19 protein-coding genes and 1 pseudogene are annotated in these 20,748 nt (G+C 65.1%); 7 read left to right on the top strand and 13 right to left on the bottom strand.

Annotation, left to right across the window (positions count from 1 at the left end):
• Positions 1-19: 19 nt before the first annotated feature.
• A pseudogene (locus V9K84_RS20970) lies at positions 20-184 on the bottom strand (ATP-binding protein); the annotation flags it as partial.
• Between the two features lie 104 nt (positions 185-288).
• Here V9K84_RS20970 and V9K84_RS20965 point away from each other — a divergent pair.
• From V9K84_RS20965 to V9K84_RS20955, 3 genes are read left to right on the top strand one after another with little or no spacing between them, the layout of a single operon-like run.
• Positions 289-1,377, top strand: a complete 1,089-nt coding sequence (locus V9K84_RS20965; protein ID WP_043861586.1) for an efflux RND transporter periplasmic adaptor subunit — start codon at positions 289-291, stop codon at positions 1,375-1,377.
• Positions 1,374-2,441, top strand: coding sequence for an efflux RND transporter periplasmic adaptor subunit (locus V9K84_RS20960; RefSeq protein WP_088514092.1), 1,068 nt, complete (start codon positions 1,374-1,376; stop codon positions 2,439-2,441). Before V9K84_RS20965 ends, V9K84_RS20960 begins: the two co-directional genes overlap by 4 nt.
• The gene (locus V9K84_RS20955) at positions 2,438-5,485 is read left to right on the top strand and encodes an efflux RND transporter permease subunit (RefSeq protein WP_043861588.1); all 3,048 of its coding nucleotides are present in this window, start codon (positions 2,438-2,440) and stop codon (positions 5,483-5,485) included. Before V9K84_RS20960 ends, V9K84_RS20955 begins: the two co-directional genes overlap by 4 nt.
• A 66-nt stretch (positions 5,486-5,551) precedes the next feature.
• On the opposite strand, the gene V9K84_RS20950 is transcribed toward V9K84_RS20955, so the two are convergent.
• From V9K84_RS20950 to V9K84_RS20915, 8 genes are all read right to left on the bottom strand, one after another.
• Positions 5,552-6,007 (bottom strand): transposase, encoded by a 456-nt coding sequence (locus V9K84_RS20950; protein WP_088514093.1) that lies wholly within the window; start codon positions 6,005-6,007, stop codon positions 5,552-5,554.
• Between the two features lie 324 nt (positions 6,008-6,331).
• Positions 6,332-6,976, bottom strand: a complete 645-nt coding sequence (locus tag V9K84_RS20945; RefSeq protein WP_054915900.1) for a methionine ABC transporter permease — start codon at positions 6,974-6,976, stop codon at positions 6,332-6,334.
• The gene (locus V9K84_RS20940) at positions 6,966-8,087 is read right to left on the bottom strand and encodes a methionine ABC transporter ATP-binding protein (RefSeq protein WP_088514094.1); all 1,122 of its coding nucleotides are present in this window, start codon (positions 8,085-8,087) and stop codon (positions 6,966-6,968) included. The genes V9K84_RS20945 and V9K84_RS20940 overlap by 11 nt, the downstream gene beginning before the upstream one ends.
• 1 nt (position 8,088) lies before the next feature.
• Positions 8,089-8,895, bottom strand: a complete 807-nt coding sequence (locus tag V9K84_RS20935; protein WP_043861592.1) for a MetQ/NlpA family ABC transporter substrate-binding protein — start codon at positions 8,893-8,895, stop codon at positions 8,089-8,091.
• The gene (locus V9K84_RS20930) at positions 8,888-10,270 is read right to left on the bottom strand and encodes an LLM class flavin-dependent oxidoreductase (RefSeq protein WP_054915902.1); all 1,383 of its coding nucleotides are present in this window, start codon (positions 10,268-10,270) and stop codon (positions 8,888-8,890) included. Before V9K84_RS20930 ends, V9K84_RS20935 begins: the two co-directional genes overlap by 8 nt.
• Positions 10,270-11,475, bottom strand: a complete 1,206-nt coding sequence (locus V9K84_RS20925; protein ID WP_058541693.1) for an SfnB family sulfur acquisition oxidoreductase — start codon at positions 11,473-11,475, stop codon at positions 10,270-10,272. Before V9K84_RS20925 ends, V9K84_RS20930 begins: the two co-directional genes overlap by 1 nt.
• A gap of 21 nt (positions 11,476-11,496) precedes the next feature.
• The gene (locus V9K84_RS20920; RefSeq protein ID WP_088514095.1) at positions 11,497-12,738 is read right to left on the bottom strand and encodes an SfnB family sulfur acquisition oxidoreductase; all 1,242 of its coding nucleotides are present in this window, start codon (positions 12,736-12,738) and stop codon (positions 11,497-11,499) included.
• A 183-nt stretch (positions 12,739-12,921) separates the two neighbouring features.
• The gene (locus tag V9K84_RS20915; RefSeq protein ID WP_088514096.1) at positions 12,922-13,647 is read right to left on the bottom strand and encodes a hypothetical protein; all 726 of its coding nucleotides are present in this window, start codon (positions 13,645-13,647) and stop codon (positions 12,922-12,924) included.
• A 256-nt stretch (positions 13,648-13,903) separates the two neighbouring features.
• Between V9K84_RS20915 and V9K84_RS20910 the strand changes: the two genes are divergently transcribed.
• From V9K84_RS20910 to V9K84_RS20900, 3 genes are read left to right on the top strand one after another with little or no spacing between them, the layout of a single operon-like run.
• The gene (locus V9K84_RS20910; protein ID WP_088514097.1) at positions 13,904-14,656 is read left to right on the top strand and encodes a MarR family transcriptional regulator; all 753 of its coding nucleotides are present in this window, start codon (positions 13,904-13,906) and stop codon (positions 14,654-14,656) included.
• The gene (locus tag V9K84_RS20905; RefSeq protein WP_088514098.1) at positions 14,653-15,357 is read left to right on the top strand and encodes a hypothetical protein; all 705 of its coding nucleotides are present in this window, start codon (positions 14,653-14,655) and stop codon (positions 15,355-15,357) included. Before V9K84_RS20910 ends, V9K84_RS20905 begins: the two co-directional genes overlap by 4 nt.
• Positions 15,354-16,034, top strand: a complete 681-nt coding sequence (locus V9K84_RS20900) for a protein phosphatase 2C domain-containing protein (RefSeq protein ID WP_088514099.1) — start codon at positions 15,354-15,356, stop codon at positions 16,032-16,034. The genes V9K84_RS20905 and V9K84_RS20900 overlap by 4 nt, the downstream gene beginning before the upstream one ends.
• 23 nt (positions 16,035-16,057) lie before the next feature.
• Here the strand turns inward: V9K84_RS20900 and tcyN are convergent, their stop codons facing one another.
• Genes tcyN through V9K84_RS20880 form a run of 4 tightly spaced genes read right to left on the bottom strand, consistent with a single transcriptional unit; the run spans position 16,058 to position 19,314 of the window.
• On the bottom strand, positions 16,058-16,816 hold the full coding sequence (gene tcyN / locus V9K84_RS20895; RefSeq protein ID WP_088514100.1) for an L-cystine ABC transporter ATP-binding protein TcyN: 759 nt from the start codon (positions 16,814-16,816) through the stop codon (positions 16,058-16,060).
• Positions 16,817-16,819: 3 nt separating this feature from the next.
• Positions 16,820-17,488 carry a cystine ABC transporter permease gene (gene tcyL, locus V9K84_RS20890; protein ID WP_088514101.1) on the bottom strand — a complete coding sequence of 223 codons (669 nt, stop codon included), beginning with the start codon at positions 17,486-17,488 and terminating at the stop codon, positions 16,820-16,822.
• Positions 17,485-18,279, bottom strand: a complete 795-nt coding sequence (tcyJ, locus tag V9K84_RS20885) for a cystine ABC transporter substrate-binding protein (protein WP_043861601.1) — start codon at positions 18,277-18,279, stop codon at positions 17,485-17,487. The genes tcyL and tcyJ overlap by 4 nt, the downstream gene beginning before the upstream one ends.
• A 21-nt stretch (positions 18,280-18,300) precedes the next feature.
• The gene (locus V9K84_RS20880; RefSeq protein WP_088514102.1) at positions 18,301-19,314 is read right to left on the bottom strand and encodes a D-cysteine desulfhydrase; all 1,014 of its coding nucleotides are present in this window, start codon (positions 19,312-19,314) and stop codon (positions 18,301-18,303) included.
• 193 nt (positions 19,315-19,507) lie between these two features.
• Here V9K84_RS20880 and epsC point away from each other — a divergent pair, with 193 nt between their 5' ends.
• Positions 19,508-20,440, top strand: coding sequence for a serine O-acetyltransferase EpsC (gene epsC, locus V9K84_RS20875; protein WP_043861603.1), 933 nt, complete (start codon positions 19,508-19,510; stop codon positions 20,438-20,440).
• The last annotated feature ends 308 nt before the right edge of the window (positions 20,441-20,748 follow it).

Here is a 20,748-nt window from a genome sequence, read left to right as displayed (position 1 = left end):
GGCCGCAGCGGCCCCGCCTTCACTCCGGCCACCGCCACGCCGGCTCATCCAGCCGCCCTTGCCCCGCCCCCACCCCCCGCGTCTGCCCCAACGCCTTCTCCAGCACGATGCAGTTGCTCTGCGCATCCTGCTCCAGCGCCGCGATCAAACGCGATGCAGGCGACAGCACCCACCCCTCGCAACGTCGCCGCTGTGCTCAATTGCCCCCAGGACAAGCGGCACGCGGAACCCTGATCTACGCTAACAGTCGCATCTAGCAACTGCCCAGAACCCACGCAAGGAGCCCGCATGACGGTGTCGCCCCCCAACCTGATCGTCTGCCTGGGGCTTGCGCTGCTGCTTGGCTGCGGCGAGAAGAAAGCCGCCGCACCCGACCTGCCCAGGGTGGCGGTGCAACAGGTCAAGGCCGGCGACTTTGCAGCCTCCGTGACCCTCACCGGCGATGTCCAGGCACGGGTACAGGCCGACCTGTCGTTTCGCGTGGGCGGCAAGATCATCGAGCGCAACGTCGACGTGGGCGATCACGTCAGCGCCAATCAGGTGCTGGCGCGCCTGGACCCCAAGGACCTGCAAACCAATGTCGACTCGGCCAAGGCCGAGGTCTTCGCCGAACAGGCTCGCGTGACCCAGACTTCCGCCGCCTTCGTGCGCCAGCAGAAGCTGCTGCCCAAGGGCTACACCAGCCAGAGCGAATACGACGCGGCCCAGGCCGCCCTGCGCAGCAGCCAGAGCGCGCTCAAGGCCGCCCAGGCGCAACTGGCCAACGCCCGCGAACAACTGAGCTACACCGCGCTGATCGCCGAGGCGCCCGGGGTGATCACCGCGCGCCAGGCCGAGGTGGGGCAGGTGGTGCAGGCCACCGTGCCGATCTTCACCCTGGCCCGCGATGGCGAGCGCGACGCGGTGTTCAACGTCTACGAATCGCTGCTGATGGCGCCACCCACCCAGCAGGCGATCATCGTCAGCCTGCTCGACGACCCCAAGGTGCAAGCCAAGGGGCACGTGCGTGAAATCACCCCGACGGTCTCGGCGCAAAGCGGCACGGTGCAGGTCAAGGTGGGCCTGAGCGAGGTGCCGCCGGCCATGCAGCTGGGCTCGGTGGTGAGTGCCACCGCCAGGGCCGAGGGCACCCCGAGCATCGAGCTGCCGTGGTCGGCGCTGACCAAGGATGTGCATGACCCGGCGGTGTGGCTGGTGGGCCAGGACAACAAGGTCAACCTGCGCAAGGTCAAGGTGCTGCGCTACCTCACCGGCAAGGTGGTGGTGGGCGACGGCCTCAAGGGCGGCGAAACCGTGGTGATCGCGGGTGGGCAGCTGCTGCACCCGGACATGCAGGTGGAAGTGGCAGACCCAGCCGACATCGGGGTGACGCAATGAGAACCCTGTGGCTGATGTTCGCTTGTGTGTTGCTGACCGCCTGCGCCGATGACGAGTCGCCGCCCGAGCCGGTGCGCCCGGTGCTGTCCCAGGTGGTGCAGGCGCAGGACCAGGCGCGCCTGGGGCGCTTTGCCGGCTCCATCCAGGCGCGCTACGAAAGCACCCTGGGCTTTCGCGTGGGCGGGCGCATCGCCCGGCGCTGGGTGGATGTGGGCGCCACGGTGAAGGCCGGCGACACCCTGGCCACCCTCGACCCCACCGACCAGCAGAACCAGTTGCGTGCCGCCGAAGGCGACCTGGCCAAGGTGCAGGCGCAGTGGATCAACGCCCAGGCCAACGCCCGTCGTCAGCAGCAGCTGTTCGACCGGGGCGTGGGTGCCCAGGCCCAGCTGGACATCGCCCAGACCGACCTGAAGACTACCGGCGCCTCGCTCGAACAGGCCAAGGCGGCGGTCAACCAGGCCCGCGACCAGCTCGGCTACAGCACCTTGCAGGCCGACCACCCCGCCGTGGTCACTGCCTGGCAGGCCGAGGCCGGGCAGGTGGTCACCGCCGGCCAGGGCGTGGTCACGCTGGCGCGCCCGGACGTCAAGGAGGCGGTGATCGACCTGCCCGCAGGCCTGGCCGACGAACTGTCGGGCGAGGTGAAGTTCCTGGTGGCCGCGCAGCTCGACCCCAGCGTGAACACCAGTGCCGTGCTGCGCGAGATCGAGCCCCAGGCCGACGCGGCCACGCGTACCCGGCGCGCGCGCCTGACCCTGGCCGACACCCCCGAGGCCTTTCGCCTGGGCACGGCCATCAGCGTCACCCTGAGCTCGGCGATCCAACCGCGCAGCGAGCTGCCGTTGAGCGCCCTGCAGGAGGTCGACGGGCACACCCGGGTATGGGTCGTCGACCCGCAGCAGCATACGGTTTCATTGCGTGACGTGAAGGTCAGCGAGCGGCTGGACAACAGCGTGGTGCTCAGTGCCGGCCTGCAGCCGGGCGAGCGTGTGGTCACGGCGGGGGTCAACAGCCTCAAGCCTGGCCAGAAGGTAAAAATCGATGAGGAAGGCCCGCGATGAAAGGAAGCTTCAACCTGTCGGAATGGGCACTCAAGCACCAATCCTTCGTCTGGTACCTGATGTTCGTCGCGTTGCTGATGGGGGTGTTTTCCTATTTCAACCTGGGCCGTGAGGAGGACCCCTCGTTCACCATCAAGACCATGGTCATCCAGACCCGCTGGCCCGGCGCCACCCAGGACGAGACCCTGCTGCAGGTCACCGACCGCATCGAGAAGAAACTCGAGGAACTGGACTCGCTCGACTACGTGAAAAGCTACACCCGGCCCGGCGAGTCGACGGTGTTCGTCAACCTGCTCGATACCACCAAGGCTGGCGACATCCCGCAGATCTGGTACCAGGTGCGCAAGAAGATCCAGGACATCCGCGGCGAGTTCCCCCAGGGCATCCAGGGCCCCGGCTTCAACGACGAGTTCGGCGATGTGTTCGGCTCGGTATATGCGTTCACCGCCGATGGCATCTCGATGCGCCAGCTGCGCGATTACGTCGAGCAGGTACGTGCAGAAATCCGCGAGGTGCCGGGGCTGGGCAAGGTCGAGATGATCGGCCAGCAGGACGAGGTGCTGTACCTGAACTTTTCCACCCGCAAGCTGGCGGCCCTGGGTATCGACCAGCGTCAGGTGGTGCAGGCGTTGCAGGCGCAGAACGCGGTGACCCCGGCCGGGGTGATGGAGGCCGGCCCCGAGCGCATCTCGGTGCGCACCACTGGCCAGTTCGCCTCGGAGAAAGACCTGGAGCAGGTCAACCTGCGCCTGGACGACCGCTTCTATCGCCTGGCCGATATCGCCGAGATCAGCCGCGGCTACGCCGACCCGCCCACGCCGATGTTCCGCTACGACGGCAAGCCTGCCATCGGCCTGGCCATCGGCATGAAGAAGGGCGGCAACATCCAGGCCTTCGGCAAGCAGTTGCACGAGCGCATGGAGGCCGCCACCGCCGACCTGCCGGTGGGCGTGGGCGTGCACACCGTGTCGGACCAGGCGGTGGTGGTCGAGGAGGCCGTGGGCGGCTTTACCAGTGCGCTGTTCGAGGCGGTGGTGATCGTGCTGGTGGTCAGTTTCATCAGCCTCGGAGTGCGTGCCGGGCTGGTGGTGGCCTGCTCGATTCCTTTGGTGCTGGCCATGGTGTTCGTGTTCATGGAGTACAGCGGCATTACCATGCAGCGGATCTCCCTCGGCGCGCTGATCATCGCGCTGGGCCTGCTGGTGGATGATGCGATGATCACCGTGGAGGTGATGGTCACGCGGCTGGAGAAGGGCGAGAGCAAGGAGCAGGCGGCCACGTTCGCCTACACCTCCACCGCCTTCCCGATGCTCACCGGCACCCTGGTGACGGTGGCGGGTTTCGTGCCCATCGGCCTGAACGCCAGCTCTGCGGGCGAGTACACCTTCACCCTGTTTGCGGTGATCGCCGTGGCGCTGCTGGTGTCGTGGGTGGTGGCGGTGCTGTTCGCGCCGGTGCTGGGGGTGCACCTGCTCAGCGCCAAGGTCAAGGCCCACGACGCCGAGCCCGGGCGTATCGGTCGCGGTTTCAACCATGGCCTGCTGTGGTGCATGCGCCACCGCTGGATCACCATCATCGGCACCGTGGTGCTGTTCGCCCTGGCGGTGTTCAGCATGCGCTTCGTGCAGAACCAGTTCTTTCCGTCCTCGGACCGTCCGGAGATCCTGGTGGACCTCAACCTGCCGCAGAACGCCTCCATCGACGAGACGCGCAAGGCGGTGGACAAGCTGGAGGCGACCCTCAAGGACGACCCGGACATCGTGCGCTGGAGTACCTACATCGGTCAGGGCGCGATCCGTTTCTACCTGCCGCTGGACCAGCAGCTGGAGAACCCGTACTACGCCCAGCTGGTGATCGTGAGCAAGGGCCTGGAGTCGCGCGAGGCGCTCACGGCGCGCCTGAAGGAGCGCCTGCGCAAGGACTTCGTCGGCATCGGCAGCTACGTGCAGTCGCTGGAGATGGGCCCGCCGGTGGGGCGGCCGATCCAGTACCGGGTCAGCGGCAAGGACATCGACCAGGTGCGCAAGCATGCGATCGAACTGGCGGCGCTGCTCGATGGCAACTCCCATGTGGGCGAGATCATTTACGACTGGAACGAGCCGGGCAAGGTGCTGCGCATCGACATTGCCCAGGACAAGGCGCGCCAGCTTGGGCTGTCGTCCGAGGACGTGGCCAACCTGATGAACGGCATCGTCAGCGGCTCGCCGGTGACCCAGGTGAACGATGACATCTACCTGATCGACGTGATCGGGCGCGCGGTGGACAGCGAGCGTGACTCGCCGCAGACCCTGCAGAACCTGCAGATCGTCACGCCCAGCGGCACCTCGATTCCATTGCTGGCGTTTGCCACGGTGCGTTACGAGCTGGAGCAGCCGCTGGTGTGGCGGCGTGACCGCAAGCCGACCATCACGGTCAAGGCGGCGGTGCGTGACGAGATCCAGCCGACTGACCTGGTGGCGCAGCTCAAGCCGCAGATCGACGAGTTTGCGCGTAAGTTGCCGGCCGGTTATCAGGTGGCGACGGGGGGCACGGTGGAGGAGAGCGGCAAGGCCCAGGGGCCGATTGCCAAGGTGGTGCCGTTGATGCTGTTTCTGATGGCGACGTTCCTGATGATTCAGCTGCACAGTGTGCAGAAGCTGTTCCTGGTGGCGAGCGTGGCGCCGCTGGGGTTGATTGGCGTGGTGCTGGCGCTGATCCCCACGGGTACGCCGATGGGGTTCGTGGCGATACTGGGCATTCTGGCGCTGGCGGGGATCATCATCCGCAACTCGGTGATCCTGGTGACGCAGATCGATGCGTACGAGGCCGATGGGTATGCGCCGTGGGATGCGGTGGTGGAGGCCACGGACCATCGTCGCCGGCCGATTCTGCTAACGGCGGCGGCGGCGAGCCTGGGCATGATTCCGATTGCGCGGGAAGTGTTCTGGGGGCCGATGGCCTACGCGATGATTGGCGGCATCATTGTCGCCACGTTGCTGACCTTGCTGTTTTTGCCGGCGCTGTATGTGGCCTGGTACAAGATCAAGGAGCCGCAGCGCGAGTAATGGCCCGCTCGCTGGCCGGCCTGCCCCTGTAGGAGCCGGCCTTGCCGGCGAAAGCCGTTGCACGGTTCAAAGCCAGATGGCATCCCAGTGCGGATAGTCCCCGATGTTTTGCACGAGCCCGGCCCGTAGAGGATTGGCCACGATGTAACGTGCCACTGCCTGGACATCCTCATCCTTGCGCAGCGCGCGATCGTGAAAGCCGTGTTGCCAAAGACGACCTTTTCGATGGAATGTCTTGTTCACCAGGCAGGTACTGCGGGATTTGATCCTGCGCATCAGCGACGCCAAAGTGCCGTGTTGCAGTTCGATCAGCCAATGCAGGTGATCTGGCATTAGCACCCAGGCCAGTGACTTGGCCAGGCGCTGGTGCTGGGCGTACTGCAGTTGCTCGACCATCAGGCGGGCGATTTGGAAGTCGCTGAAAATCGGGTGCCGGTTCTCGATCACACTGGTGAGCAGGTACAGCCTGCCGGGTTCGGAGAACCGGCCGCGCCGCAGGAGGTGAGCGTTTGAACGATCCATGTCAGTTTCCTTGAAAGGTAGAGATTTCAAGGTAGCTGTGGCGTTGTTGGTGAGACGTATGGCTTTGGTTCTTAATGTGTTCGGCCTGGCCTCTTCGCCGGCAAGGCCGGCTCCTACAGGTAGGGCGTCGTCTGTAGGAGCCGGCGTTGCCGGCGAAGCAGCCTACGCTGTCCAACGCCTGGCCGTTTCATCCTGGCTGTGCGGGCAGCTGTCGAAGGTTTAGGTAGTTGGTTATTGATGTGTTCTGGCTGGCCTCTTCGCCGGCAAGGCCGGCTCCTACGGGTAGGGCGGCGTTTGTAGGAGCCGGCGTTGCCGGCGAAGCGATCACCGCTTGTTCAACCCCCGCGCCAACCGGTCCCCGCCCAGCTGGATCAACGCCACCAGCACCACCAGCATCACGATCACCGTCAGCATGATCTGGCTGTCGAAGCGCTGGTACCCGTACCGGTACGCGATGTCCCCCAACCCTCCGGCACCAATCGCACCAGCCATCGCCGACGAATTGATCATGGTCACCAGGGTGATGGTGAAGCCGCCCACGATGCCTGGCAGCGCCTCGGGCAACAGCACATGCCAGACGATGTGCCAGCGCCGGCACCCCATCGCCTGCGCCGCCTCGATCAGCCCATGATCCACCTCGCGCAGGCTCACCTCGGCAATGCGCGCAAAAAACGGTGTGGCCGCAATCGTCAGCGGTACCACCGCCGCCCACACGCCATACGTGGTGCCCACGATCAGCCGCGTGAACGGGATCAACGCCACCATCAGGATCAGAAACGGTATCGAGCGGAACAGGTTGACGAACGCCCCCAGCACGCGGTTCACCAGCGGCGCCTCGTAGATGCCGCCCTTGCCGCTGGTTACCAGGATCACCGCCAGCGGAATGCCCGCCAGCAACGCGATCAGCGACGACACGCCCACCATCAGCAGGGTGTCGAGCACCCCCTGCAACAATCGATCAAACCACATAGCCCAGCACCTCCACCTGCGCCGCCCACTGGCGCGCCCGTTCGATCACCTGCGCATGCCCGTGCGCCGAGTTGGCCACCGACACCACCAACTGCCCCAGCGCACGTTCCTGGATCGGTTCGATACCGCCCTGCAGCAGGCTCACCTGGCCGCCCAGCAACGCGAACAGCGTCGACAGTTCCGGTGCCTCGCGGTCGCGCCCGCTGACGCGCAGGCGCAGTACCAGCGCGGCCTGCGCATTCGGCGCCTCGGGCAGCAGGCGGGCCTGCAGGTGCTGCGGCAAGGCTGGCTGCAGAGGGGCCAGCAAGGTCTTGCTGACCGCGTGCTGCGGGTCGCCGAACACCTGCCACACCGCCCCCTGCTCGACGATGCGCCCGCGCTCGAGCACCACCACGCGATGGCAGATATCGCGGATCACCGCCATCTCGTGGGTAATCAGGATGATGGTCAGGCCCAGGCGCTGGTTGATGTCGCGCAGCAGCGCCAGGATCGAGCCGGTGGTCTCCGGGTCCAGCGCCGAAGTGGCCTCGTCGCACAGCAGTATCTGCGGGTCGTGCACCAGCGCGCGGGCAATCCCCACGCGCTGCTTCTGCCCGCCCGACAACTGCGCCGGGTACACCCCGTGCTTGTCCTGCAGGCCCACCAGCTCCAGCAGTTCGGCCACCTTGCGCTGGCGCTGGGCCTTGGGCACGCCGGCCACCTTCAGCGGCAGTTCGACGTTCTGCCACACGGTCTTGGCCGACATCAGGTTGAAGTGCTGGAAGATCATGCCGATGCGTCGGCGCAACGCCACCAGGTGGTCCTCGTTGTGCTCGCCGATGTCGACCTGGTCGATCAGCACCCGGCCGCTGCTGGGTTGCTCCAGGCGGTTGAGGGTGCGGATCAGCGACGATTTGCCCGCGCCGCTGCGGCCGATGATGCCGAAGATCTCGCCGCGCTGGATGTTCAGGTCGATGTCCGCCAGCGCCGCCGTGGCCTGCCCGGGGTAGGTCTTGTTGACGCCGATCAGGCGCACTTGCGCGCTGTTCAACTCAGGGTGCAGCGCGTGCCGTGGCGCGGGCTGCGCAGGTGGGCTGGGGTGCGCCGTCTGGCGGGCGGTGGCAGCACTCATCTCAGCTCTCCCAGCCCGGCTGGTAGAGCTTGCCGTAGGCTTTGTCGAGGGCTGCGCGCACCACCGGCGAGTGCTGGTAGATATCCACGAACCTGGCCAGGCGCGGGTCGTCCTTGCTCTGCGGGCGGATCACGAACTGGATCACGTATTCCTTGTGCTCCACGCCGTCGAACATCAGCGCCGAACCTGCATCGAAGGTGTTGGCCAGGCGGATGTAGTGCGGGTAGCCCTGCACCAGGTCGGCGTCGTCATAGGCACGTACCAGTTGCACGGCCTCGACCTGCAGGATTTTGAGCTTTTTCGGGTTGGCGACGATGTCGTCCTCGGTGGCCTTGTAGCCCACCCCCGGCTTGAGCGTGATCAGGCCGGCCTTGGCCAGCAGTTGCAGGCCGCGTCCGCCGTTGATCGGGTCGTTGGCGATGGCGGCGGTGGCGCCCTGGGGCAGCTCGTCGAAGCTTTTGTACTTTTTCGAGTACAGCCCGACGTTGTTGATGATGCCCGGTGCATATGGCACCAGCGTCGAGCCCGCCGCGGCGTTGGCGTTTTCCAGAAACGGGATGTGCTGGAAGTAGTTCACGTCGAGGTCGCCGGCGGCGAGGCTGACGTTGGGCGCGATCCAGTCGCTGAACTCCACCAGTTCCACCTTGAGGCCCTGCTTCTTGGCCTCGTCCACGGCCGCTTCCAGGGCCGGGGCGAAGGCTGCGGTGGTGCCGACCTTGAGCGGTGCATCGTTGGCATGGGCGCCACCGATCAGGCCGAGGGCCAGGGCCAGGGCCGCGACAGGGCGGGCCAGAAATGTCTTAAGCATGCGGTTGCGCTCCAGTCGGGTTGAGGGTGCGATAGCCCGCGCCGGTATGGTCGGCGGGCAGGTGCGGGCCGGCGGCGAAGAGTTTTTCGCGCAGGCTGCCGTCGGTGTAGGCGGTCTTGTACGAACCGCGACGTTGCAGCTCGGGGATCACCAGGTCGATGAAGTCCTCATAGCTTTCCGGGGTGACGGTGCGGGCCAGGTTGAAGCCGTCCAGGCCGGTCTCCTCGATCCAGCGCTCCAGTTCGTCGGCAACCTGGGTCGGCGAGCCGACCAGGGTGATGTAGCGCCCGCCCAGGGCGTGCTGGTCGAGCAGCTTGCGCCGGGTCCAGTCGTTGTTCTGCAGGTGCTTGGTGGCGGACTGGATGGCGTTGCTCTTGACGTACTGGATCGGCTCGTCCAGGTCGTATTCGGCAAAGTCGATGCCGGTGGAGCTGGCAAAGTGCGCCACGCCGGCCTCGGGGCTGGCATGGCGCAGGTACTCGGCGTGCTTGGCGCGGGCCTGCTCCTCGGTGCGGGCCACGATCACGGTGAGGCCCATGAACACCTTCACCGCGTCGCCATCACGCCCGGCCGCCGTGGCCGCGGCGCGCACCTTGTCGACCTGGGCGCGGGTCGCGGCCTTGTTCTGGCCACTGATGAACACGCATTCGGCATGCTGCCCGGCAAACGCCAGGCCACGCTCGGAGGCGCCGGCCTGGAACAGCACCGGGGTGCGCTGTGGCGACGGTTCGCACAGGTGATAACCCTCCACCCGGTAGAATTCGCCGTGGTGCTGCACCTTGTGCACCTTGGCCGGGTCGGCGTACACGCGCTGTTCGCGGTCATTGCGCACGGCGTCGTTTTCCCAGCTGCCTTCGAGCAGCTTGTACAGCACCTGCAGGTACTCGTCGGCCTGGTCGTAGCGCCGGTCATGCTCGGGCTGCGCGTCCAGGCCCATGGCCTTGGCCGCGCTGTCGAGGTAGCCGGTGACGATGTTCCAGCCCACCCGACCATTGCTCAGGTGGTCGAGGGTCGAGAGCCTGCGGGCGAACAGGTACGGCGGCTCGTAGGTGAGGTTGGCGGTGAGGCCGAAACCCAGGTGGCGGGTGACCGCGGCCATCGCCGAAACCAGCAGCAGCGGGTCGTTGACCGGCAGCTGGATGGACTCCTTGAGGGGCACATCGACCGACTGCTGGTACACGTCGTACACCCCGACGATGTCGGCGATGAACAGGCCGTCGAACAGCCCGCGCTCGAGCAACCGCGCCAGGTCGGTCCAGTACTCGAGGGTCTTGTACCGGGTCGAGGTGTCGCGCGGGTGCGTCCACAGGCCGTGGTTGATATGCCCCACGCAGTTCATGTTGAACGCGTTGAGCAGGATCTTCTTTTTCGCCATCAGATGGTGCCCCGCAACGGTGGGTTTTCATCGTTGAGGTAGAAGTTGCCGATGGCGTGGTACTTCCAGCGCACCGGGTCGTGCAGGGTGTGCACGCGGGCGTTGCGCCAGTGGCGGTCCAGGCCGTGTTCGGCCAGGGTGGCCTGGCTGCCGGCCAGTTCGAACAGCGTGCTGCCGGCGGCCAGGGAGATCTCGGTACTGATGGCGCGTGCCTCGGCCACGGCGATGGAGGCCGCCGCGACGGTGTCGGCATTGGTCTCGGCCTGGGCTCGGTCGAGGTATTCGCCGGCGCGTTCGAGCAAGGCTTCGGTGGCATGCAGGCGGATCGCCAGGTGACCGAAGGACTTGAGCGTCAACGGGTCGTCGACTGCCTTGTCGATACCCGAGTCGATCCATGGCCGGGTGCGCGTGCGCACAAAATGCAGGGCATCTTCATAGGCGGCGCGGGCGATGCCGGTGTCGATGGCGGCGTGCAGAATCTGCGCCAGCGGGCCGACCGGGGTCGGGCGCTCGAAGGCGCTCTGGAACGGCACCACATCGTCGGCCTCGACACGCACGTTGTCGAACACCACCGAGCCACTGCCGGTGGTGCGCTGGCCGAAGCCGCTCCAGTCGTCGATCACGTCGAGCCCGGCGCTGTCGGCGGGCACGAAGGCCAACTGTTGCACGCCCTGTTCGTCGATCACCGAGGTGGGGATGCGCTGCGCGTACAGCGCGCCAGTGGCGTAGAACTTGCGGCCGTTGATGCGGTAGCCGTCACCGTCACGGGTGAGGGCGGTGGTGCGGTCGTGGGCGGTCTTGGTGCCCAGTTCGGCCAGGGCGTTGCCGAAGCGCCTGCCGGCCAGCACCTCGGCGTACAGGCGTGCCTGCTGCTGCGGGCTGCCGTTCACGCGCAGCACTTCAAGGGCGTAGAAATGGTTCTGCGGGATCTGCCCCAGCGAGGCGTCGGCCTGGGCGATACGGGCGATGACCTTGGCCAGGGTGACGTTGGACACGCCCGCGCCACCGAAGGCTTTCGGCACGCTGATGCCCCACAGGCCCGAGCGCGAGAACAGCGCCAGTTCCGGGTGCGGCAGGCGGCGTTCGCGATCGCGCTCGATGCTGTCGCGGCGCAGTTGTTCGGCAATCTGTTCGGCAGTTTCCAACGCCTGGGCATCAGAAGAGATGACCGCCACGAGATCGTGCGGTTGCGGCAATAGGCTCATGAGAGGGCTCCAGTGGTCTGGTCAGATCCAGGAATGCCGGGCAGGCAGGGTCGCGTTGAGGTGGTAGGCGCCCACGGCGTGGTACTTCCAGCGCACCGGGTCGTGAAGGGTGTGCACGCGGGCGTTGCGCCAGTGCCGGTCGAGGTTGAACTCGGCCAGGGTGGCGCGGCTGCCCGACAGCTCGAACAGCTTCTCGCTGGCCTGCAGGGCAATCTCGGTGGTCAGCACCTTGGCTTCGGCCACGGCAATCGAGGCACGTGCGGCAGCGGCGGCGTCGATGGGCGCGGCGTTGACCTCGTCGAGCACGCGCGCGGCGCGGCCGAGCAGCGCCTGGGCGGCATGCAGTTCGAGGGTCAGGCGGCCGATGTCGGCAATCACATAGGGGTCGTCACTGGCGCGATCGACCTTGGCGTCGACCCACGGCCGCGCGCGTTCGCGCACGAAGCTGATCGCATCGGCCACTGCGGCCTCGGCGATGCCGGCGTCGATGGCGGCCTGCACCAGCTGCGAGGCGGCGCCCTGGATGTTGGGGCTGTCGGCCTGGCGCCAGTTGTCGAGCACCAGCTCCGCGTCCACCGGCACTTCGTTGAGCAGCACCGTGCCGCTGGCGGTGGTGCGCTGGCCGAAGCCGGACCAGTCGTCGACGATACGCAGGCCCGGGCTGCCACGGCGCACGAAGGCCATGACCTGGCGCCCGTCGTCGTTCAGGGCCTTGACTGCCACCCAGTGGGCGAACAGCGCGCCGGTGGAATAGAACTTCTGCCCGGTGAGCAGAAAGTGATCGCCCTGGCGCACGGCGCGGGCCTTGAGTTCGAGGGTGTTCTTGCTGCCGCGCTCGGGGCCGGCATTGCCGATGCGCCAGCCGTCGAGCACCGACTTGAACAGCAGGTGCTTCTGGCGTTCGTTGCCGGTGTTCTTGACCTGCTGGAGGATGCCGAACTGGTTCTGCGGGATCTGCCCCAGGGCCGGGTCGGCCGCACTGATGATGCGGAACACCTCGGCGATGGTGGCGAAGGAAACGTCCGGCCCGCCGTGCTCGCGCGGGATGCTGATGCTGCCCAGGCCGCTGCGGGTGAACTGCTCGATCTCGGCCCACGGCAGCTTGCGCTGCTGGTCGCGGCGGGCGGCCTGCAGGCGCGCGGCGGTGGCCAGTTCATGGGCGGCCTCCAGGGCCTCTGCGTCATTGCGCAGGACCTTGGCCGGCAGCAGTAATGGGGCGTTGTCCAGATCGCTGTGGACTGCGTCGTGTACCAAGCTGGACATCAGTACCGCTCCTTGGCTGCACTCAATGCCCTGGCGTTGCGCACTGGGGTGATTGTGTTCCTGACCATACCTACCTCACGTATTGGAAACGTCGCCGTGATCGATATGGGCGACAGAAATGCGCTGGTCCGGTGGTCCGGTCTATATACCCTAAGCGTGTATAAAAATTAAATAAACTAACCTTTAGGAATATGCATAGAAGTGCCTCCGCGGCCCTTGGCCGAACACCCGCAGGCGCACGGCCGGGGCCCACTGCGAGCAGTTGCCGACCTTGTCCAGAATGCAGTAGCTGGCGTCCAGGTGCTCGTCGTTGCCGGCTTCCAGCAGCACTTGGGTCGGGATCAGGCCCTGTATCGGGCAGCCGATACCGTCGCCGGGCAGTGGCGCCAGGTCGATGCGCAGGTCGGCCCAGCGCAGGGTGATCGCATCGCCTTCGGCCATGTGCCGGTACGGCGCGATGTTGAACGGTACACCCTGCCCGCAGCGGCTCAGATCCAGCCCTTGGCGCAGCAGCCGGCCAGGCAGGCGCAAGGGCGTCAGGTGCGGGTTCTCCGGGGTGGTCACGTAGCCGCCGGGGCAGTTCAGCTTGACCGCTACCTGCAATGGCGCGGAGCGTCGCGGGTGCTGGCCGGGCTGGAGCAGGCGGTAGTGCAGGGTGTTGAGCCCCGGGTAGAGCATCTGCCTGGGTACGGCGAGGGCGATCGAGGTGCCGGGCTCGCCGGCGCGCAGTAGATGCGCGGCCACGTAGCGGTTGCCCCAGAACAGCTCCAGCAGGTCGCCGGCCTGCAGGGTCGGTGCGGTCTGGATGCTGGCTTGCAGGTGGCTGGCGGTGTGCACGCCAATGCCATGGGGCGCGATATGGAGCAGGGCGGGGGGCGGCAGTTCAGATCCTTTGGCTGCGCGGTGCATGGTCCGTTTCCTTGTGCGGGTGGTGGCACGAGGCTTTGGTTATTGGCTGGATCGGCAGGTGAGTCAAGGTGCCCGATGGCCGTGACCGGGCAGTCGGCAGCGCTTCAGAGCGGTCCTACCCGAAGCGGCATGGGGGCTGTGGATAAACTCGGATTTGTCTGTGCTCGGGCGGCAGATAAAAATACAGGGTTGACATTAGGTTATTCTTGGATGATCGTGTGTCCACGATTCATGGACTGTGGACAAAAATCTGGCCATGCTTAAAAGTCAGGATTTACTGTTGATGTTCAAGATCGCCAGCCTTCATGCGCAGGATGCTCTGTCGGGCTCCTCGAGTATTGCCTGGGGGGGGTTGTCTTCCATTGATCTTCTCGACGAAGACTGTGTGCAGGAGCCACAGGCCATTTCGACTCCGCCGCGTGATGAATTGTGGAGCGACATATCGGTCACGATCAAACGCATCATCGATGCAGAGTCATTCGGCTGGGCCGGGTGGCAGGCTGTTGACGATACTGTCTCAGTGAAATCAGAGGCGAGTTGGGCGGACCGCTATACCGTCAGGGCACTCTCTGGTGCGCTGGGGCTCAGCAAGAGCGAAATCTCGAATTCGTTGGCTCGGTGCCGAGAGGCCGGGCTGGTAAAAAACGATTATGAAACGTCGTTGCCCAAGGTTAACCGACTTGCTTTGCTGCGCATCACCGAGCATGCCCTCAAGTACTTCTTTCCAGCCAGAATCGGGACGCTGGTGCGGGGTATTCCCACAGGTTTTTCCGCTCCGGTGCTTTCCAGGCATCTCAAAAGCGCTGGCAGTGTCATCTATGTATGGCCCGACCCGCAGGGGACCGAACGGGGGCAGGCTGTCGAGCCGCTGTACAAGAGCGTGCCTGCAGCGGTGAAAGCTGACCGAACGCTTTACCACTATATGGCGCTGGTGGACTCCATCAGGATGGGTGGGCCACGCGAAGTCGAAGTTGCCGTTCAGCTTCTCAAAAAAGGTATGAGTCTTTGAATTCCGCCTCTGAACATAACTACGCGATGTTGAGTGCTGTTGCTGAAGGCTTGGGCGATGAGCTCTTGAAGGAGGTCGCTTTCGTGGGCGGCTCTACCACCTGGCTGCTGTGCACAGATGACATCGTGTTGGACGATATCCGCAGTACAGATGACGTTGACCTGGTCATTGAACTTGGCGGAATTGCCGATTGGGAAAGGCTGACCGAGCGCTTGGCGATTCAGGGTTTCAAGATCACAGCAGAGCGGAGCGATGTGACCTGCCGGTTCGTGTTCAATGACGTGACAGTCGACGTTATGCCGTCTGTCGAGGCGGTTCTGGGTTATGAAAACCGTTGGTTTGTAGACGGCCTGGCGAACGCCGATATCGTCACTCTTCCCAGCGGAATCGCAATAAAAATATTCAAGCCGGCATATTTTGTCGCCACAAAACTTGAAGCCTTCAAAGGCCGTGGCAACGGTGATGCTTTCCACAAGGACGTCGAAGATATCGTTCTTGTGGTGGATGGTCGCGAGCGGTTGCTGGAGGAGGTGGCCCAGGCAGATCACGTGTTGCGCACGTATATTGCGTCCGGCATTGCCGCGTTGCTGGGCATTGCTTCATTTGAGTATGTCATCGAAAGCCTGCACTCAGTTCGTGCGAACCCAGGCCGCGGAAAGCTGATTCATGACCGCCTGAAGCAGCTGAGCAACGTCGCGTGATCTTCTTTTCTCGGACTGTGAAAGGACAGGCCAGAGAGGATAACCGTGATGCGCTGGGCGCTTTGTTTGATGGGGTTCGTGGTGTTTTCGTCATAGCCGATGGTACGTCCAGGCCCGGAAGTGGCGACTTGGCGCGCACACTGACCAATCATCTGATCAATGACTACCAGAACAGGCTGGCGCAGGGTTTTTCTGATTCGAGCCGTGAGTCCGTTGCATTGCTGCTCCGAGGGCTGATGCAAGACGCACACGCTTCACTTTATTCCAATGGGTTTGAAGGATCGGCCAGTTACCTGGTCGCTGTCGTTGTTGCAGGTTTTCTTGCCGTTGCCTATGAGGGTGACTGCTGCGCTGGCGTAGTGATGTCTGGCGGCACTGTCAGTTGGCTCACTGCGCCTCACTGCCTTGCTAACTGGCGGCGAGATCGCAGCCACCGGCAACTGGCGACGGACTCGGGCCGACATCACATAAGCCGCTGTTTCAAAGCGAGAAAACAGCCTGACCCGGAAATCGTCACCAGGGCGATGGGAAAAGGTGAAAAGCTGGTGTTGGCAACGGATGGATTCTGGGCTGATCTGAGTGACAGGGTTCAGGCTCGATTGCTTGAGGCCGATTGGACCGCCGCTCCCGAGGTTGATGACGATGCAAGCTGGGTCGTCGTGCAAATGCCTGCCTGAAGCTTCGAGCAGAACTCGGCGATTTAGACGTGGCCCTGCGCGCCGAGAAACTTGCCCAGAAACTGGCGTGTGCGTTCTTCCTTTGGCGCGGCGAACAGGGCCTTGGCCTCGCCCTGTTCGACGATCACGCCCTTGTCGAAAAAGATCACCCGGTTGGCCACGTCGCGGGCGAAGTTCATTTCGTGGGTGACGATGATCATGGTGCGGTTTTCCTGGGCCAGGCCGCGAATGGTCGCCAGCACCTCGCCCACCAGCTCGGGGTCCAGCGCCGAGGTGGGCTCGTCGAACAGGATCACCTGCGGCTCCATGGCCAATGCCCTGGCAATGGCCACGCGCTGTTGCTGGCCACCGGACAGGCGCCGTGGGTAGGCATCCTCCTTGCCCGCCAGGCCGACCTTGGCCAGCAGCGCACGGCCCAGGGCCAGGGCCTTTTCGCGGGGTGCCTTCTTGACCACTAGCGGCCCCTCGATGACGTTCTCCAGGGCGGTGCGGTGCGGGAACAGGTTGAAGTTCTGGAACACGAAACCGACCTGCTGGCGCAGGTGGCGAATCAACGTGGCCTGCTTGGCCAGCGGGCGGTCGCCGTCGATCTCGATGTCGGCCACACGAATGCGTCCGCTGCTGGGGGTCTCCAGCAGGTTCAGGCAGCGCAGGAAGGTGGTCTTGCCCGAGCCGCTGGGGCCGATGATGGCGATCACTTCACCGGCCTCGACTGTCAGGCTGATGTCGTCGAGCACGGTCAGGCCGTTGAACTGCTTGCTCAGGCGGGTGACTTCGATCATGCCTCAGGGCTCCAGGTCATGGCGGTTGACCCGCGCTTCCAGACGGTTCTGCAGGTGGGCCAGCGCGCTGGCCAGCACCCAGTAGATCAGGGCGGCGGCCAGGTACATGGTGAAGATCTCGAAGGTGCGTGCGGTAATCAGCTGGGCCTGGCGGAACAGCTCCGGCACCTGGATGGTGGCGGCCAGCGCGGTGTCCTTGACCAGCGAGATGAAACTGTTGCCCAGCGGCGGCAGGGCGGTGCGCGCCGCCTGCGGCAGGATCGCGCGGCGCATCGCCTGGCCGCGGGTCATGCCGATGCTGGCGGCGGCCTCCCACTGGCCGCGGTCGATGGAGCTGATCGCGGCGCGCAGGATTTCACAGGCATAGGCGGCCATGTTCAGCGAAAACCCGATCAGCGCCGCGGGCAGCGGGTCCAGCTCGATGCCCAGCTGCGGCAGGCCGTAATAAATCATGAACAGCTGCACCAGCAGCGGCGTGCCGCGAAAAAACGACACATAGACCCGTGCCGTCCAGCTCAGCAGCTTGATCGCAGACAGGCGCATCAGCGCCAGGCCGAAGCCGATCAACAGGCCGAAGAACATCCCGCCCAGGCTCAGGAACACCGTGAAGTAGGCGCCCTTGAGCAGAAAGGGCGCGCTGTCCAGGGCCAGCTGCAGGCTCTCTTCGATCATTGCGTCACGTCAGCACTGAAATACTTCTCGGAAAGCTTTTTCAGCGTGCCGTCGGCGCGCAGTTTGTCGAGGGCCTTGTTGATCGCGTCGAGCAGTTCCGGCTCGCCCTTGCGCAGGGCCACGCCGGCTTCCTGGCGCGAGAAGGCGTCGCCGGCGGCGATGGTGTCCTTGGCTTTTCTGGCGTATTCCAGTGCCGCCAGGCGGTCGATCAGGATGGCGTCGATGCGGCCCACGCGCAGGTCCTGGAACTTGCTCGGGTCATCGTCGTAGGTCTTGATGATGGCCTTGGGCACGTTGTCCTTGAGCCATTGCTCGTAGTTGGTGCCCAGGCCCACGCCCACCTTCTTGCCGGCCAGGTCCTGTGCGGTCTTGATGGTGTCCTTGTTCTTGGTCAGCACCAGGGCCTGGATGCCGGAAACGGTGTAGGGCTCGGAGAAGTCGTATTTCTTCTTGCGCTCGTCGGAGATGGTCACCTGGTTGACCACGATGTCCAGGCGCTTGGATTCAAGGGCGGCGAGGATGCCGTCCCACTTGGTCGGCTGCAGCCTGGCCTTGACCCCGAGTTCCTTGGCCAGGGCCTCGGACAGCTCGACCTCGAAGCCGGTCAGCTTGCCGTCGGTGTCGACGAAGCTGAACGGCGGGTAGGTGCCCTCCAGGCCGACACTGATGCTGCCGCTGTCCTTGATCTTCTGCAATTGCTCGCCGGCGACCGCCTGGCCAAGCAGGCCCAGGCCAAGTACCAGGGCAGCCCCTGTGCCCAGCAACTGTTTACCGAATACGGAAATCGTCATGACTGGCCCCGCTGATATCAATTAAGCCGTTATTGGTTGACTGCTCCAGACCTCAGGGTAGGCGAATAATGCAGGAGCCCCACCGGTATGCAGAAAAATCAGCGGGCCGTCGTCGAAACGCTGGCGCGCGATGCCGTCGAGCAGCCCGGCCATGGCCTTGCCGGTGTACACCGGGTCCAGCAGCAGGCCCTCGTGGCTGGCCAGCAGGCGGATGGCGGCCAGGGTGCCGGCATTCGGTTCGCCGTAGCGCGGCGCGAAGTACTCGTCCCACAGTTCGACCTTGAAGGCGTCAGGCAGGTCGATGCCCAGCAGCTCGGCGGTGCGTTCGGCCAGGCCCTGCACCTTGGGGCGCTGGGCCTCGTCGCTGCGCGACACGGTCACGCCGATCAGCGGCAGTTGCGGCAGCGCTTGGGCCAGCGCCAGGCCCAGGCCGCTGTGGGTGCCCGCACTGCCGGAGGCCAGCACCACCCCGGCGAAGGTCTGCCCGCTGCGGGTGATCTGCTCGGCCAGCTCCAGCCCGGCGCGCACATAGCCCAGGGCGCCACGCGCATTGGAACCGCCAATCGGCACGATGTAGGGCTTGCGTCCGCTGGCATGCAGGCGCACGGCCAGCGCCTGCAACTGGTCATCGGCATCGTCGAGGTTATCCACAAGCTCGACCCTGGCGTCGAACAGCTCCAGCAGCAGGCGGTTGCCGTTGTGCTGGTAGGCGGGGGAATCGGTGCCGATGGGGTTTTCCAGCAGGGCCACGCAGCCCAGGCCCAGTTGCGCGGCCAGTGCTGCGGTCTGGCGCACGTGGTTGGACTGGATGGCGCCGGCGGTGATCAGCGTATCGGCACCGCTGGCCAGCGCATCGGCGGCCAGGTACTCGAGCTTGCGCAGCTTGTTGCCGCCCAGGGCCAGCGGGGTGAGGTCGTCGCGCTTGATGTAGATGTCGCGCCCGGCCCAGGCCGACAGGCGTTCGAGCCGGTGCAGCGGGGTGGGTGCATCGAGCAAGGGTAGGCGTTTGAAGCGTTCGAGCTGGTGTTCGATCATGGCATCGGGCTGACTGGGGAAACTTCGACTATAGGCAGCCGTGGGCGTCTCTTCCACTGGGCCGGCTTATGCCGGATTTATAGCCAAAGCGCATAAAGGGATATTTTTTCCGCCGTGGCCATTTGCCGTAAAGTGATCCGCAACAAGGCGGCCACCCCCTCCACAAGCCGCCGCCGCGTCAGGAGAGACAACCGTGAGCGACAACGCGCAAACAGGCCATTGGCAGTTGCAAACCCTCGTCAGCCAGCTGCGTTCAGCCCGTGACCAATGGCGCAGCCGCAATGGCCGCAGCAGTGGCGAGCAGGGCGGGCGCGAGCTGCCCTCGCGCGAGGCGATGCGCCAGATTCTCGAGCAGTTGTGTGGCGCGCTGTTCCCCATGCGCCTGGGCCCTGTGGACCTGCGCGAAGAGAGCGAAGACTTCTATGTGGGCAACACCCTGGACGCGGCGCTGACCGCATTGCTGGCCCAGGCGCGCCTTGAGCTGCGCTACGCCGCGCGCCAGGGCAAGGCCGAGTCGCTGGAGATTGACGCCCAGGCGCTGCGCCTGATCCAGGATTTCGCCGCCGCCCTGCCGGGCCTGCGCACGTTGCTCGATACCGATGTACTGGCGGCCTATCACGGCGACCCGGCGGCGCGCAGCGTGGACGAGGTGCTGCTGTGCTACCCCGGCGTGCTGGCAGTGATCCACCACCGCCTGGCGCATCACCTGTACCGCGCCGGGCTGCCGCTGCTGGCGCGCATCAGTTCGGAGCTGGCGCATTCGGCCACCGGCATCGACATTCACCCCGGCGCGCAGATCGGCCCGAGCTTCTTCATCGACCATGGCACCGGTGTGGTGATCGGCGAGACGGCGATCATTGGCGAGCGGGTGCGTATCTACCAGGCGGTGACCCTGGGCGCCAAGCGGTTCCCGGCGGACGAGTCGGGGCAGTTGCAGAAGGGCCAGCCGCGCCACCCGATCGTCGAGGACGACGTGGTGATTTACGCCGGCGCGACTATTCTGGGGCGTATCACCATCGGCAAGGGCTCGACCATCGGTGGCAATGTGTGGCTGACCCGCAGTGTGGCGGCAGGCAGCAACCTGACCCAGGCCAATCTGCAGCATGATGATGGGACGCAGAAGTAAGGAACTTTCCTGGGAGCGCCAGCCTCTGTAGGAGCCGGCCTTGCCGGCGATCGAGCGCGTAGCGATCGCCGGTTGCCCATCCGCTGATGCGGGCCTGATCCATTTTTCGCCGGCAATGCCGGCTCCTACAGGGTCGCGCACCGACCCCATCCATGTTTAACTTGAACGCTCGTTCAACTTAAACGGTGGTCCGCTGCCGGTGTTCAACAGGAGGAAACCCTTTGCTGAACCCGTACAACTCAACCCTCACACACCCCCGCGAGGTGCACACCCAATGAGTGCACCGTCTTCGAATACCCCCAGCACTA

The organism is Pseudomonas sp. AE27, from assembly GCF_037113495.1.
In the GTDB taxonomy this organism is placed as follows: domain Bacteria; phylum Pseudomonadota; class Gammaproteobacteria; order Pseudomonadales; family Pseudomonadaceae; genus Aquipseudomonas; species Aquipseudomonas palmensis.
This window is presented reverse-complemented; position numbering and strand designations above follow the sequence as displayed.